The organism is Cypionkella aquatica (genome assembly GCF_030161095.1).
Classification (GTDB): domain Bacteria; phylum Pseudomonadota; class Alphaproteobacteria; order Rhodobacterales; family Rhodobacteraceae; genus Cypionkella; species Cypionkella aquatica.
In genome coordinates this window covers 134,600-148,141 of record NZ_BSPP01000005.1, presented here as the reverse complement: position 1 = coordinate 148,141, position 13,542 = coordinate 134,600, and the positions used below count along the sequence as shown (strand labels likewise).

Here is a 13,542-nt window from a genome sequence, read left to right as displayed (position 1 = left end):
AGGCCCTTGGCCGTGCTTTTCTGGCCATCCCAGTGCCAAGCATGGATAGGCTGATGACTGTAACGCTGCATGTCTGCACCACCTGTAAGGCCGGCGAGATTCTGGGCGACGGCCAGCCCGTTCTGGGCGCGCGCCTGCATGCGGCTTTGCTTGCAGGCGAGGTGCCCACAGGTCTGCGCATCGTCGGTGTCGAATGTCTGTCGGCCTGCAATTCCGGTGCCGCAGTGGCACTTTCCGCGCCGGGCCGTTGGTCTTATGTCTACGGTCGTCTGACCGAGGCTGACGCCGCCGATATTCTACTCGGGGCCGCTGCCTATCACGATGCCCCGGATGGCATCGTGCCGTGGCGGTCGCGCCCGGTGATTTTCCGCAAGCAAAGTCTTGCCAGAATCCCGCCAATTATTCCCCCTTTGGAGGCTCCCAATGTCTGATCTGTCAAAAATCCCCGTCACTGTGATCACCGGCTTTCTGGGTGCTGGAAAAACCACGCTGATCCGGCATCTGATGCAAAATCCGCAAGGCAAGCGCTTGGCGATTCTGGTCAATGAATTTGGCACTGTTGGCGTCGATGGCGACATTCTGAAATCTTGCGCCGATGACAATTGCCCGGTGGAAAACATCGTTGAACTCGCCAATGGCTGCATCTGCTGCACGGTCGCCGATGATTTCATCCCAACGATTGAGGCGCTGATGGCTTTGCCCGTGCGCCCCGATCACATCATCATTGAAACTTCGGGTCTTGCCTTGCCGAAGCCGTTGCTCAAGGCGTTCGACTGGCCCGCGATCCGCTCTAAAATCACTGTCGATGGCGTGATTGCCTTGGCAGATGCCGAGGCGGTTGCTGCTGGCCGTTTCGCCCCAAATGTCGAGGCCGTGGATGCGCAGCGCATGGCTGATCCGTCGCTCGATCATGAAACTCCGCTTTCGGAAGTGTTCGAGGATCAGATTGCCTGTGCCGACATTATCCTGATGTCAAAAGCCGATCTCGCGGGCGAGGCTGGTCTGGCTGCGGCGCGCGCGGTGATCACCGCTGAATCTCCGCGTCCCATCCCGATCCTGTCGATGTCGGAAGGCATCATTGATCCGGCGCTGATCCTTGGCCTGAACGCCCGCGCCGAGGATGATCTGGCCGCGCGCCCGTCGCATCACGATGGCCATGATGACCACGAGCATGACGACTTCGACACCGTGGTGATTGATCTGCCGGAGATCAGCGACATTGACGCGCTGGTTGCCGCCATCCAGCGCCTTGCCGAAGAACAGCACATCCTGCGTGTCAAAGGTTATGTCGCCGTCACTGGCAAGCCGATGCGCCTGCTAGTGCAGGCGGTGGGCGCGCGGGTGCGGCATCAGTTTGACCGTCCGTGGGGCGCGTCCCCGCGTCAGGGGCAACTGGTGGTGATTGCCGAGCATCACGACATTGATCTGGCCGCAATCCGCTCGGTTCTGGGGGCCTGATCCATGCATGTCGTCTTCCGCGAAAGCCATGGGCTGGAGGATACGCAAACCCCGTTCGATCTGGGTCAGACCCCAGCGGATTTGGTGGTTTTGTCGTTTTCTGACAGTGACCTGGGGGCTTTCGCGGCGGGCTGGCATCGCGCAAATCTGAAAGACGGCGCGGCCAAGCTGCCGACTTTGCGGCTGGCCAATCTGGTGGCGCTGCAGCATCCGATGTCGGTCGATACCTATGTGCAGCAGACGCTGAGCGGGGTGAAGGGTATTCTGGTGCGCCTGATCGGCGGCGAGAATTACTGGCCCTACGGGTTGATGCAATTGCAGGATCTGGCGCGGCGGCAGGGCATTGCCCTAGCGGTGCTGCCCGCCGATGGCCGCGACGATCCTGCGCTCGATGCCCATTCGACCTTGCCGATCAGCACTCTGCGCCGCTTGCAGGCGTTGTGTGATGCGGGCGGAGCGGTGGCGGCGCAGGCGGCTTTGGCGCAGTTGGCGCTGGCGGCGGGGCTATATGCCGGGCCGGTGCTGGGCGATAAAACCGTGCCCGATTGCGGCTGGTATGACCCCGATCTTGGCGTGATCGCACAGCCTGACGTGGCTGGCCCTGCGATCGCCGTGACGTTCTACCGCAGCTATGTCACCGCCGCCGATACCGACCCCGTCGATGCGCTGATCCGCGCCTTTCGCGCCAAGGGCTTTGCCGCTTACGGCCTGTTCGCGCCATCCCTGAAGGCCCCCTGTGCGCCTGCGTTTCTGCACCAGGCCCTTGCGCATCTGGCCCCTGCCGCGATCCTGAACGCCACTGCGTTTTCGGCCAAGGCCGCGGATGGCGGCACGCCTTTGGACGCCACCGGCTGCCCGGTGTTTCAAGTTGCCCTTTCCACCGCCCGGCGCCGCGACTGGACCGCGTCCGAGCGTGGCCTGTCCCCCGCCGATCTTGCCATGCATGTCGTGCTGCCCGAGGTCGATGGCCGCATCTTCGCAGGTGTGGTCAGCTTCAAATCACCGGGCAAGCGCGACCCCGATCTGCAATTCTCGCGCTTTGCCCATCGCGCCGATCCGAGCCGGGTGCAGGCGGTGGTCGACCGCGTGCTGGCTTGGGTCCGCCTTGCCGATACCAGCGCCGATCAGCGCAAACTGGCGGTGATCCTGTCCACCTATCCCGGCAGGCCCGACCAGATCGCCCATGCCGTGGGCCTTGATGCTTTGGCCAGCACCGAAGCGCTGACCGCCGCTTTGGCCGCCGAAGGCTACAGCGTTGCATCCGCCCAAAACCTTGCCGCCGCTTTGACGCGCGAAACCCAAAGCTGGCCGCTCACCTCCTATGAAACCGCCCTGAAAAACCTGCCGCAGCCGTTGCAAACCGCGCTGCATGCCGCTTGGGGCGCGCCCGAAACCGATCCCGCCCTGCGCGACGGTCAGTTCCATTTTGCCGCCACCAGCGCTGGCCATGCGCTGATCGCTTTGCAGCCCGAGCGTGGCACCGTTCAACTGCGCGAAACCGATTACCACGACCTCGCCCGCACCCCGCGCCACGCCTATGTCGCCTTCTATCTCTGGCTGCGCGCCCAAGGTCTGCACGCCCTGATCCACATCGGCGCGCATGGCACGCTGGAATGGCTGCCCGGCAAATCGGTGGCGCTTTCCACCGATTGCTGGCCCGAGGCCCTGACCGGACCGCTTCCGGTGATCTATCCGTTCATCGTCAATGATCCGGGCGAGGCCGCTCAAGCCAAGCGCCGCATCGCAGCCGTCACACTTGGCCACGTCCCACCGCCCTTGGCGCAATCCGCCACCCCCGAAAACCTGCTGCGGCTGGAGCGGTTGCTGGATGAATATTCCACCGCCGACGGCCTTGATCCGTCCCGCCGCAACCGCCTGATCGCCACCATTCGGGACGAGGCGCAGGCCTCTGGGGTTGAATCTGACCTTGGCCTTGATGCCAGCGCCAGCCCTGCCGAGGCGATCACCCGGATTGACCGATTTGTCTGCGATATCAAGGAAAGCCAGTTCGGCGACGGCCTGCATATCTATGGTCAATCCCCCGGCGAAACAGCTGGCCTGCTGGCCGCGCTGTCTGGCAAACGTGTTCCGGCTGGCCCCTCTGGCAGCCCTTGGCGGGGGCGCACCGATGTGCTGCCGACCGGGCGCAACCTCTATTCCGTTGACCCGCGCGCGGTGCCCAGCCGCGCCGCCCATGCCCAAGGCGTCAAGCTGGCCGAGGAGCTTCTGCGCCGCCATCTGCAGGACAAGGGCGACTGGCCAAAGGGTCTGGTGATTGATCTGTGGGGATCGGCCACGATGCGCACGGCGGGCGAGGAATTGGCAATGGCCATGCATCTGGCAGGGCTTGCGCCGAAATGGGATGCAGGGTCGGAACGCGTCTCCGGCTTTGAAATCCTGCCGCTGGCGCTGCTGGACCGTCCGCGCATCGACGTCACCCTGCGCGTCTCGGGCCTGTTCCGCGATGTGTTCGGAGGGCTCAGCCAGTTGTTCGACGCCGGGGCCGCCGCCTTGGCGCAGCGCGACGAAGCCGCCGATATGAACCCCTATCTTGCCGCAGGCCCGCGCGTGTTTGGCCCTAAACCCGGCCTCTACGGCATGGGCATGGAACCCAGCCTGGAAGATTACTCTGCCGAGGGCCGCGCCGCTGCGGGCGAGGCTTGGCTGTCGGGCTCGGATTGGACGGTTGATGCCAAGGGCGAAACCCAGCACAACCGCGCCGCGTTGGAAGCCCGCCTGCGGGCGTCCGATGGCTATGCGCATGTGCAGGATCTGGTCGAAACCGATATCCTGCTGGCCCCGGATTATGCCGCGCATGAAGGCGGGTTTGCCGCCGCCATGGCCGCCATTGGGGCCGAGGCTCCGGCGCTTTACCACATCGACGCCACCCGCCCGGATGCGCCAAAAGCGCGTTTGGTGGCCGAGGAAATCGGTCGCGTCGTGCGCGCCCGCGCCGCCAACCCGGATTGGGCGACGGGGATGATGCGGCACGGTTTCCGGGGCGCGGCAGAGCTGACCGCAACCTTAGATAACCTTGCCGCCTATGCGCATCTGACCCGCGATGTGCCCGCGCATCTGTTTGATTTGTATCACGAAGCCACTTTGGGCCGCGCTGATCTGGTGGCCTTTATGCAGGCCGAAAACCCCGCCGCCCTTGCCGCCCTGCGCGCCCGGTTTCAGGCCCTGCATGATGCGGGCCTGTGGATCACGCGCCGCAATTCCATCGCCGCGATGATGGGGGCAGGGGAATGACCCAAGCGCAAACCCCCGCCATCAATGGCCCTGTCAGCCAAGCCCCCATCATCCAAGGCTGGTGCCCCGGAGCCCTGCGCCCGATGCAATCGGGCGACGGCTTGGTGGTGCGCATCCGCCCCCGCGCCAGCCGCCTGACCCCCGATCAGGCACGCGGCATCGCCCGCCTTGCAGCCCTGCATGGCAACGGCCTGATTGATCTGTCCAACCGCGCCAATGTGCAACTGCGCGGCGTCACCGACGCCAGCCACCCGGCCCTGATCGACGGCCTGCGCGCTTTGGATCTGATCGACGCCGATGCCGCAGACGAGGCGCGGCGCAACATCATCACCACCCCGTTCTGGCAGGATGCCGACAGCACGCAACCTTTGGCCGAAGCGTTGGCTTTGGCCTTGACCGCACCCGATGCGCCGCAGCTTCCCAGCAAATTCGGCTTTGCGCTGGATACCGCGGCAACCCCCTGCCTGCGCGATGCGCCCGCCGATATCTGGCTGGAAACTGGCGCGCAGGGCCTGCTGCTGTCCAGCCACGCCGACCTCGCATTGCCCGTCACCCGTGAAACCGCCGTGGCAGAGGCTGTTGCCCTCGCCCATTGGTTCATCACAAACGGCGGCGTCAGCGATGGCCGGGGCCGGATGGCGGCCTTGCTAAAGCGCATCCCATTGCCCAGCCGTTTTGCGTCAAGACGCCTGCCCGCCGCAGCCAAACCCGGCCCCGGCCCGACCCCGCAAGGTCAGCTCGTTGCCCTTGAATTTGGCCAGATGCAGGCGGAAACGCTGCTCCAACTGGCCGATCTTGGCCCGCTGCGCATCACCCCGTGGCGGATGCTGCTGATCGAGGGGGTGAGCGATGCCCCCCATCTCCCCGGCCTGATCACCCGTGCCGATGATCCGATGCTGCGCGTGATCGCCTGCACCGGGGCGCCCGGGTGCCTGCAAGCCCATGCCGCCACCCGCGATCTGGCCCGCGCTTTGGCCCCAAGCCTGCGCGAAACCCTGCATGTCTCGGGTTGCGCCAAAGGTTGCGCGCATCCCGGCCCAGCGCCCTTGACCCTGACCGCCACGCCCACAGGCTTTGCCTTGATCCGGGATGGCACCGCCTCTGGCACTCCGGCCCGCGAAGGGCTATCCGCCAGCGATCTGACCGAAACCTTGTTCCGCGAGTTGCCCTGATGCCGCATACCTACATCACCGATGGCGCCGAGATTTACCGCCAATCCTTCGCGATGATCCGCGCCGAGGCGGATTTGGCTCGCTTCACGCCCGAGGAAGAAATCGTCGCAGTGCGGATGATCCATGCCGCCGGTATGGTCGGGCTGGAGGCGCATGTCGAATTCTCTCCCGGCATGGCGATTGCCGCAAGGGCGGCTTTGGAAGCAGGCGCTCCGATCCTGTGCGATGCGCGCATGGTGTCCGAAGGCGTCACGCGGGGCCGGATGCCTGCGGGCAATCAAGTGATCTGCACCCTGCACGACCCTGCCGTGATCGGGCTTGCCAAAGAGATGGCCAACACCCGGTCAGCAGCGGCGTTGGAGCTGTGGCGTCCGCATCTGGCGGGCGCTGTGGTGGCCATCGGCAATGCGCCGACCGCGCTGTTTCACCTGCTGAACATGCTCGAAGACCCCGCCTGCCCACGCCCTGCCGCGATCATCGGCTGCCCGGTCGGTTTCATCGGTGCGGCAGAATCGAAAGCGGCGTTGATAGAGGTGCTGCCGGTGCCCAGCCTGATCGTGCGCGGGCGGCTGGGCGGCTCGGCGATCACCGTCGCCGCAATCAACGCGCTTGCAAGCCGGGTGGAGTGAATGGGCAAGATCATCTGCACGGGCCTTGGCCCCGGCGACCCTGACCTGATCTCGGTGAAATCGGATCGCCTGATCCGGGGCGCGCATCATGTCGCCTATTTCCGCAAAGCAGGTCGAGCAGGTCAAGCGCGCGCCATCGTGCAGGGCATGCTGCGCGCAGATGCCGTTGAATATCCGATGGAATATCCGGTCACGACCGAGATGCACTTCGACAGCCCCGAGTACAACGATGCGCTGGCGCGGTTCTACGACGATTGGGCCGAACGTCTCGCGGCGGTTGCGCAAGGCGCCGATGTCATCGTGCTGTGCGAAGGCGACCCGTTCTTCTACGGCTCGTTCATGCACCTGCATACCCGCCTGCAAGGCCGCGCCGAGGTCGAGGTGATCCCCGGCATCACCGGCATGACCGGCTGCTGGAACGCCGTTGGCACCCCGTTCACTTGGGGCGACGATGTGCTGTCCGTGCTGATGGCGACCTTGCCCGAGGCCGATCTGGTGCATCACATGCAGCGCTCCGATGCCATGGTGATCATGAAAACCGGCCGCAACCTGCCGAAAGTGCGCAGCGCCCTGCAAGCCACCGGCCGCCTGAACGATGCTTGGCTGGTCGAGCGTGGCACCATGCCCACCCAGCGCATCGCCCGCCTGTCAGACGTGGATGCCGCCGATTGCCCGTATTTCGCCATCGTTCTGGTCCACGGCCAAGGCCGCCGCCCTGAAATCGGGGGCCTCGAATGACCGGCTGGCTGGCCGTCGCAGGCCTTGGCCCCGGCGATGAAGCGATGGTGACGCCCGAAGTCCGCGCCGCCTTGGCCGAGGCAACCGATGTGATCGGCTATTTTCCTTACGTCGCCCGCGTCGCCCCCCGCGCTGGCCTGACCCTGCACGGATCGGACAACCGGGTTGAGATTGACCGCGCCGACCATGCCCTGCGACTGGCCTCCGAAGGCGCAAAGGTGGTGATCGTGTCCTCGGGCGATCCCGGTGTGTTCGCCATGGCCTCGGCTTTGTTCGAGGCGTTGGAGAAACAGCCCGCGCTCTATGATCTAGATATCAGGATCCTGCCCGGCATCACCGCGATGCTCGCCGCCGCCGCCCATGCCGGGGCACCCTTGGGGCATGATTTCTGCGCCATCAACCTATCCGACAATCTGAAACCTTGGGAGCTGGTCGAACACCGCCTGCGCCTTGCCGCCCAAGCCGATTTCGCCATGGGTTTTTACAACCCCCGCTCGGCCAGCCGCCCGCATCAGTTCGCCCGCGCACTGGAAATCCTGCGCGAAGAATGTGGCCCGGATCGTCTGATCACCTTTGCCCGTGCCGTCAGCACGCCGGAAGAACGCATCCAGACCGTGACTTTGCGCGATGCCACGCCGGAAATGGCCGATATGCGCACCGTGGTTCTGGTTGGCAACTCCGCCACCCGCCGCGTTGGCCGCTTTGTCTACACACCAAGGTCGGCATGAGAAAGCCACGCCATCACCTCGGCGACAGAGCCCACGACGCGGCGCGCAGGCAGCGCTGGGCGCTCAATCAGGATCACTGGAATACCCAAGTCGCGTGCGGCGACCAGCTTGGCCGCAGCCCCAGCGCCGCCTGCGTTCTTGGCGACAATATGGCTGATTTTGTGCTGCAGCATCAAGGTCTTGTCGCCCACCACTTCAAACGGACCACGCGCCAGAACCACCGTGCAATCGGGCAGCGGCGAGCTTTCGGGCGCATCGACCAAGCGCAGCAGGTAATGGTGCGGTTTGGCGGCAAAGCCACTCAGGTTCTGCTTGCCAATCGCCAGAAACACCCGCGCGGGCGCATCGGGCAGGGCGGCAATCGCCGCCTCGATGCTGGCAACATGCAGCCAGTTGTCACCCGCTTCCGCCGCCCAAGCAGCGCGCTCCAGCCCGATCAGTGGCACGCCTGCCAAACCACAAGCCTCCACCGCATTGCGGCTCATCTGGGCGGCAAACGGATGGGTGGCATCAACCACAGCGCCGATGTTTTCGGCGCGCAGATAGCCCACCAAGCCGCCAACTCCGCCAAAGCCGCCGACCCGCATCGGCAGCGGTTGCGCCACCGGGTGGTCGGTGCGGCCCGCATAGGAAAACACCGCATCGCCCCCCGCTTCGGCCAAGGCGCGGGCCAAAAGACTGGCCTCGGTGGTGCCGCCCAGCAGAAGAATACGCGTCATGGATAGCCCTTGGGTCACGATCATCGGTCTGAACGAGGATGGCCTGTCGGGGCTGTCCGATGCAAGTCGTGCTGCGCTGGCGCAGGCTGAAATCATCTTTGGCGGGCCGCGCCATCTGGCTTTGGTCGGTGCGGGCGACAAAGGCCGCGTCTGGCCGGTGCCGTTTTCGACTGATCCGGTGCTGGCACTGCGCGGAACGCCCGTCGCGATTTTGGCCTCGGGCGATCCGTTCTGGTTCGGGGCAGGCTCCAGCCTGACCGCGCATCTGGCGCGCGCCGAATGGCAAGCCTTCCCCGCGCCCTCCACCTTCCAACTGGCCGCCGCACAGCTTGGCTGGCGGATGGAAGAGATCACCTGTCACGGCCTACACGCCGCCCCCTTCGCCCGCCTGCGTCCCGTTTTGGCCAAAGGCGCGCGCGCGATCTGCCTGCTGCGCGATGGCAACGCCCCGCAAGCGCTTGCCAAATGGCTGACGGATCAAGGCTTTGCCGCTGATCTGTGGGTGATGGAAAAGCTGGGCGGCCCGCACCAACGCATCCGCCAAACCACCGCCGCCGCCTTCGCGCTGCGCGACATTCAAGCCCCCGTCGCCGTCGCCCTTCAGATCACCGCTGGCCAAGGACTGCCGCGCGCCTCTGGCCTTGACGATGCCCTGTTCGCCAGTGACGGCCAGATCACCAAGCGCCCGGTGCGCGCGCTGACCCTGTCGGCACTGGCCCCCCGCGCAGGCGAACTGCTGTGGGATATTGGCGCGGGATCGGGGTCAATATCGGTGGAATGGTGCCTTGCCGGGGGTCGCGCCGTGGCGTTTGAGCTGCGCGCTGACCGCGCAGTGAACATTCGCGCCAATGCCGCCAATTTCGGCTTGGAGCATCGCCTGACCTGTATCGAAGGCCCCGCCGCCGAGACCCTCACCGCCCATCCGCTGCCCGATGCCGTGTTCATCGGCGGTGGCGGTTCGGCTGCGCTTTATGATCAGCTGTGGCAGATCCTGCCCGCAGGTACGCGGTTGGTGGCAAACGGAGTGACGCTCGAAACCGAAAGCCTGCTCGCCCAACAACACGCCCAGCACGGCGGCAGCCTGCTGCGGATTGATCTGGCGCAGTCCGCCGCCTTGGGCCGGATGCGCGGTTGGGAAGCGTCCCGCCCGGTGGTGCAATGGAGCGTCATCCGATGATCTTCGCAGGCCTTGGTTTTCGCAAAGATGCCGGCATCGACAGCCTGCGCGACGCTTTGGCGCGGGCGGGCGGGGGGATCATTCATGCCCTCGCCACCGCCGACGATAAGGCCGATGCCCCTCAAATACGCGCGCTTGGCGCGGAACTGGCGCTGCCCCTGCATGCCATCCCCTTGCAAGTGCTGCAAAATCAACCGACCCTGACCCAATCCGCCCGTGTTCACGCCCGCTATGGCACAGGCAGCCTTGCCGAAGCCGCCGCTTTGGCCGCCGCTGGCCCCGGCGCGCGGCTGTTGGGTGCGCGCGTGACATCCCGCGACGGCCGCGCCACCGCAGCCCTCGCCGAAAGGAGCCCAGAATGACCGTCCATTTCATCGGCGCAGGCCCCGGCGCTGCCGATCTGATCACCCTGCGCGGCCGCGATTTGATCGCCTCTAGCCCGGTCTGCCTGTATGCGGGGTCTTTGGTGCCGCAAGCCTTGCTGGCCCATTGCCCCCCCGGCGCGCGCATCATCAACACCGCCCCCTTGTCGCTGGATGAGATCGTGGCCGAACTTTCCGCAGCCCATGCCGCAGGCCAAGACGTTGCCCGCCTCCATTCCGGCGATCTGTCGGTGTGGTCGGCGATGGGCGAGCAACTCCGCCGCTTGCGCGCCCTGAACATCCCCTATGATGTCACCCCCGGCGTGCCGTCCTTTGCCGCCGCCGCCGCCGCGCTCGCCACCGAACTCACCCTGCCGGGCCTGACGCAATCGGTGGTGCTCACGCGCACCTCAGGCCGCGCCACCGCGATGCCCGAGGCTGAAAACCTGCCCGCCTTCGCCGCCACCGGGGCGACGCTTGCCATCCATCTCTCCGTGCATGTGCTTGAAAAGGTTGTCACTGACCTCACCCCGCACTATGGCCCTGATTGCCCCGTCGCCGTGGTCTGGCGCGCGACCTGGCCCGATGAACGCATCGTCCGCGCCACCCTCGCCACCCTGCAAACCGCCATCGGCGCAGAGATGGAGCGCACCGCCCTGATCCTTGTCGGCCCCGCCCTTGCCGCCGAAGGTTTCGAGGAAAGCCGACTATACGCAGGCGACTACGACCGCCGCTTCCGCCCCGTCGGCACCGAACCGCGCTTCCCGGACGCCAAATGACCCCCCCCGGCCTGCTCATATCCGCCCCGGCATCCGGCACCGGCAAGACCACGCTGATGCTGGGGCTGCTTGCCGCCTTCCGTGCGCAGGGCATCACCGTGCAGCCGTTCAAATCCGGCCCCGATTACATCGACCCCGCCTTTCACGCCGCAGCCTCAGGCCGCGCTTCGGTCAATCTCGACAGTTGGGCGATGACGCCTGCGCGCATCACGGGCCTCGCCTCGGTCGCCGCCGACGCTGATCTGATTCTGGCCGAAGGCTCGATGGGGCTGTTCGATGGTGTCGCCAAGCCCGGAGAATTCGGCAGCGGCGCCAGCGCCGATATCGCGCAGATGATGGGCTGGCCAGTGGTTCTGGTGCTGGATGTGTCTGGCCAAGCCCAATCCGCCGCCGCCGTCGCCATCGGCTTTGCCAAGATGCGCCCGCAGATGCCCTTCGCGGGCGTGGTGCTGAACCGTGTCGCCTCGCCCCGGCACGAGGCACTTGTGCGCGCAGGGATGGCCGATGCAGGCATCCCGGTGCTGGGCGCTTTGCCCCGCCGCGCCTCGATCGCTTTGCCCGAGCGCCACTTGGGCCTTGTGCAGGCCGAAGAACAGCCGCATCTGCAGGCCCTGCTGGCCGAGGCAGGCGCGTTTATCGCAGAACACCTCGACCTTGAAATGCTGCGCGCCGCCGCCCGTGGCGCTTTGCCACCAACGCAACCGCTGGCCATCACGCCGCCTGCAAACCGCATCGCCTTGGCCCGTGATGCCGCATTTTCCTTCATCTACCCGCACCTTCTGGCCGGATGGCGCGCGGCAGGGGCGACCATTCTGCCGTTCTCACCCTTGGCCGACGAGGCCCCCGATCCCTCCGCCGATGCCTGCTGGCTGCCCGGAGGTTACCCCGAACTGCACGCCGGAAAACTCGCCGCTGCGCAGAATTTCCGCGCGAAACTGCGCCACTTCGCCACCACAAAACCGGTGCATGGCGAGTGTGGCGGCTATATGGCGATGGGCGCAGGCCTGATCGATGCGCAAGGCGTGCGCCACGAAATGGCCGGGCTTCTGGGGCTGGAAACCAGCTTTGCCAAGCGCCGCATGCATTTGGGCTACCGTTTGGCCGAAACCCATGCCCCGCTTGCAGGCCACCCGGCCCACACCCGCCTGCGCGGCCACGAATTTCACTACGCCACCATCCTAGATCAACCCGACGCCCCCCTTGCACAAGTCCGCGATGCCACCGATACAGCGGTGCCCGAAACTGGCTCTTTACGGTTGCAATCGGGCGGTGGCCAATCCTCGGGCACCTTCTTTCATCTGATTGCAGAGGCGACATGACCGGCTTTGTATCCTTCGTCTCTTCCGGCCCCGGCGATCCTGAATTGCTGACGGTCAAGGCGGTCAACCGTCTGGCTGCGGCCGAGGTGGTGCTGTTTGACGATCTGTCCTCCGGCCCGATCTTGGGCCACGCCGCGCAGGCCGATCTGATCGCGGTTGGCAAACGCGCCGGGCGACCCTCGCCAAAGCAAGATCACGTCAGCCGCCTGCTGGTCGATCACGCCCTCGCGGGGCAAAAGGTGGTGCGGCTGAAATCCGGTGATTGCGGCATGTTCGGGCGGCTGGAAGAAGAGATCATCGCCCTGCAAGCCGCTGGCATCGCGTATGAAATCATCCCCGGCGTCACCTCTGCCTCTGCCGCCGCCGCAGCTTATGGCATCCCGCTGACCCGCCGCCTGACCGCGCGGCGCGTGCAATTCATCACCGGGGCGGATGTGACGGGCAGCTTGCCGGAAAACACCAATATGGCGGCGCTTGCCGACCCAAAAGCCACCACTGTCGTCTATATGGGCCGCCGCACCTTCGCCGATCTGGCCGCCCGCCTGATCGCCCACGGCCTGCCCGCCGATACGCCAGCGCTGTTGGCCGAAGCGGTATCCACCCCCGATCAAAAGATCACCCGTTTCAGCATTGAAACGCTCGCGGCCCACCTGCAAACCGCGCAAAGCCCGCATCCTGCGTTGATCTTTTACGGCCCCTTGGCCGATTTTTCGGCATGAGGCTTTACGTCTGCACCCTGTGCCATCTGGGCCGCGCTGGCTTTGCCGAGACGTTGCGCGCCGCCATGCCTGCGGGGGTCGAGGTGCTGGGCATCGACTGCATGTCTGGCTGCACCCGTGATCAGACCGTGGCCTTCCGCGACAGCGGCAAGACCGCCTATCTGTTCGGCGACATCACCGCCGACGATCTGCCCGAGCTGCAAAATTTCGCCCGCCTCTACGCGGCTTCACCTGACGGCACCTTCCCCGACGCGCGCGTGCTGGGCAATCTTCGCACCAAGGCGATGGCACGGATTCCGGCCTAGGCTCTGCTCAGGCATCAATGGCCTCCGGCTCGCTCCGACGCCAGATCGGCGGCAAGAAAAGTCAGCGATTCACTATATAGTGTGGGTCAATTCTCCAAATCCACAACCCATATAACTTTGTCCCCGCTGGGACAAAAAGCCGTGTCCCCGCGGGGACAAAAAGTCTGTGCCAGCAGGGGAAAAAA

General features: G+C 65.5%; 14 protein-coding genes. 13 read left to right on the top strand and 1 reads right to left on the bottom strand.

Annotation, left to right across the window (positions count from 1 at the left end):
* Positions 1-53 precede the first annotated feature (53 nt).
* The 7 genes from QQJ98_RS07615 to cobJ are packed head-to-tail and all read left to right on the top strand — an operon-like array spanning position 54 to position 7,977.
* Positions 54-431, top strand: a complete 378-nt coding sequence (locus tag QQJ98_RS07615; protein ID WP_284324752.1) for a DUF1636 domain-containing protein — start codon at positions 54-56, stop codon at positions 429-431.
* Positions 424-1,458, top strand: coding sequence for a cobalamin biosynthesis protein CobW (gene cobW, locus QQJ98_RS07610; RefSeq protein WP_284324751.1), 1,035 nt, complete (start codon positions 424-426; stop codon positions 1,456-1,458). Before QQJ98_RS07615 ends, cobW begins: the two co-directional genes overlap by 8 nt.
* Positions 1,459-1,461: 3 nt before the next feature.
* The gene (cobN, locus tag QQJ98_RS07605; protein WP_284324750.1) at positions 1,462-4,710 is read left to right on the top strand and encodes a cobaltochelatase subunit CobN; all 3,249 of its coding nucleotides are present in this window, start codon (positions 1,462-1,464) and stop codon (positions 4,708-4,710) included.
* On the top strand, positions 4,707-5,882 hold the full coding sequence (gene cobG / locus QQJ98_RS07600; protein ID WP_284324749.1) for a precorrin-3B synthase: 1,176 nt from the start codon (positions 4,707-4,709) through the stop codon (positions 5,880-5,882). The genes cobN and cobG overlap by 4 nt, the downstream gene beginning before the upstream one ends.
* Positions 5,882-6,511 (top strand): precorrin-8X methylmutase, encoded by a 630-nt coding sequence (locus QQJ98_RS07595; RefSeq protein ID WP_284324748.1) that lies wholly within the window; start codon positions 5,882-5,884, stop codon positions 6,509-6,511. The genes cobG and QQJ98_RS07595 overlap by 1 nt, the downstream gene beginning before the upstream one ends.
* Entirely contained in the window at positions 6,512-7,249 is a 738-nt protein-coding gene (locus tag QQJ98_RS07590) for a precorrin-2 C(20)-methyltransferase (protein ID WP_284324747.1), read from the top strand.
* Complete coding sequence (gene cobJ, locus QQJ98_RS07585; RefSeq protein ID WP_284324746.1) at positions 7,246-7,977, top strand: precorrin-3B C(17)-methyltransferase; 732 nt, start codon at positions 7,246-7,248, stop codon at positions 7,975-7,977. Before QQJ98_RS07590 ends, cobJ begins: the two co-directional genes overlap by 4 nt.
* On the opposite strand, the gene QQJ98_RS07580 is transcribed toward cobJ, so the two are convergent.
* Positions 7,956-8,696 carry a cobalt-precorrin-6A reductase gene (locus QQJ98_RS07580; RefSeq protein ID WP_284324745.1) on the bottom strand — a complete coding sequence of 247 codons (741 nt, stop codon included), beginning with the start codon at positions 8,694-8,696 and terminating at the stop codon, positions 7,956-7,958. The genes cobJ and QQJ98_RS07580 overlap by 22 nt on opposite strands.
* Between QQJ98_RS07580 and cbiE the strand changes: the two genes are divergently transcribed.
* Genes cbiE through QQJ98_RS07550 form a run of 6 tightly spaced genes read left to right on the top strand, consistent with a single transcriptional unit; the run spans position 8,695 to position 13,357 of the window.
* Positions 8,695-9,873: a precorrin-6y C5,15-methyltransferase (decarboxylating) subunit CbiE gene (gene cbiE, locus QQJ98_RS07575; RefSeq protein WP_284324744.1), complete on the top strand. Its 1,179-nt coding sequence runs from the start codon at positions 8,695-8,697 to the stop codon at positions 9,871-9,873. The two genes, QQJ98_RS07580 and cbiE, sit on opposite strands and share 2 nt — an antisense overlap.
* A complete protein-coding gene (locus tag QQJ98_RS07570) occupies positions 9,870-10,235 on the top strand; it encodes a cobalamin biosynthesis protein (RefSeq protein ID WP_284324743.1) in 366 nt (121 codons plus the stop codon). The genes cbiE and QQJ98_RS07570 overlap by 4 nt, the downstream gene beginning before the upstream one ends.
* Positions 10,232-11,014 (top strand): precorrin-4 C(11)-methyltransferase, encoded by a 783-nt coding sequence (gene cobM / locus QQJ98_RS07565; protein ID WP_284324742.1) that lies wholly within the window; start codon positions 10,232-10,234, stop codon positions 11,012-11,014. The genes QQJ98_RS07570 and cobM overlap by 4 nt, the downstream gene beginning before the upstream one ends.
* Positions 11,011-12,333, top strand: a complete 1,323-nt coding sequence (locus QQJ98_RS07560) for a cobyrinic acid a,c-diamide synthase CobB (RefSeq protein WP_284324741.1) — start codon at positions 11,011-11,013, stop codon at positions 12,331-12,333. The genes cobM and QQJ98_RS07560 overlap by 4 nt, the downstream gene beginning before the upstream one ends.
* Positions 12,330-13,052: a uroporphyrinogen-III C-methyltransferase gene (gene cobA, locus QQJ98_RS07555; RefSeq protein WP_284324740.1), complete on the top strand. Its 723-nt coding sequence runs from the start codon at positions 12,330-12,332 to the stop codon at positions 13,050-13,052. Before QQJ98_RS07560 ends, cobA begins: the two co-directional genes overlap by 4 nt.
* Complete coding sequence (locus QQJ98_RS07550; protein WP_284324739.1) at positions 13,049-13,357, top strand: DUF1636 family protein; 309 nt, start codon at positions 13,049-13,051, stop codon at positions 13,355-13,357. The genes cobA and QQJ98_RS07550 overlap by 4 nt, the downstream gene beginning before the upstream one ends.
* Positions 13,358-13,542 lie beyond the last annotated feature (185 nt).